We start from the raw sequence: 786 nt of genomic DNA, 5'->3' as shown, positions 1-786 counted from the left end.
AACTAGCAGCTGGCCAGCAAAAGCCGACAGCTAGACATTGGTATTAGCCGAAGATCGTCATGACTGCCCGTCCATGTGCAGCATGCGGGCGCCGTTTTGCAAAACCTCGCGCAGATCGTGCGGGAATGGGATGGCCGCTCAGAGCGGCGACAGCTCGAGCGGCAGCAGATAGCGCTCGTCGCCGTATTCGATGGTGTATCGGGAGCGCTGGGTGCTGCGCTCGACCGTCTGACAGTCGCCGGCGACCTCCGTGGAGCGGCTGTGGATAGCGCTCATCCTGAGCTGCAGGTCGCGATAGCCGGCATGCCCGACGCGCTCGGTGATGATCACCACGCCCGTGGATTCGCTGAATTCTCCGGCGCAGTGGGTATCCCACTCCCCTCCCGAGCGCTGCACCACCAGTTCGCTCAACACCGACCTGAGGTGCTGTCCATCCAGCTCGTACAGGTTGAGCTCGGTTTCGTGGAAGGGATTGGGGGCTGATCCGTTGCGCCGCTTGATGCGGACACCGAAGGCCAGGTCCTGCGCACGCAGACGATAAGGGGCGGTATCGAACTCGATGCCATCGACGAATATCGCATCCCAATCCAGCCGGTTGGGTTCGATCAGCCGCGCCACGACATCTTGCCTGGCACTATCGAGCAGGAGGACTTCGAGGTCGCTCTGGCCATGGTCGTCATGCTCCTCGCGCAGCAGCGGCACGGCGACCAGGGTCAGGTGCGGCCGCGCCGGCCAGACCTTGCAGATGCTCTGCCGGGCATCCACCCGATAGGCCCCGCGCTCATC

The 786-nt window shown here is 63.6% G+C and carries 1 protein-coding gene; it reads right to left on the bottom strand.

Features of this window, described 5'->3' with window-relative positions:
* Positions 1 to 138 precede the first annotated feature (138 nt).
* Positions 139 to 786, bottom strand: a 648-nt coding sequence (locus J0A65_RS23760) for a PA3715 family protein (RefSeq protein ID WP_206596744.1), incomplete at its 5' end; no start/stop codon positions are given.

Source organism: Bowmanella yangjiangensis (genome assembly GCF_017255015.1).
GTDB classification, from domain to species: Bacteria; Pseudomonadota; Gammaproteobacteria; order Enterobacterales; family Alteromonadaceae; genus Bowmanella; species Bowmanella yangjiangensis.
The sequence above is the reverse complement of the archived record's forward strand: the minus strand, read 5'-3'. Positions and strand labels throughout refer to the sequence as shown.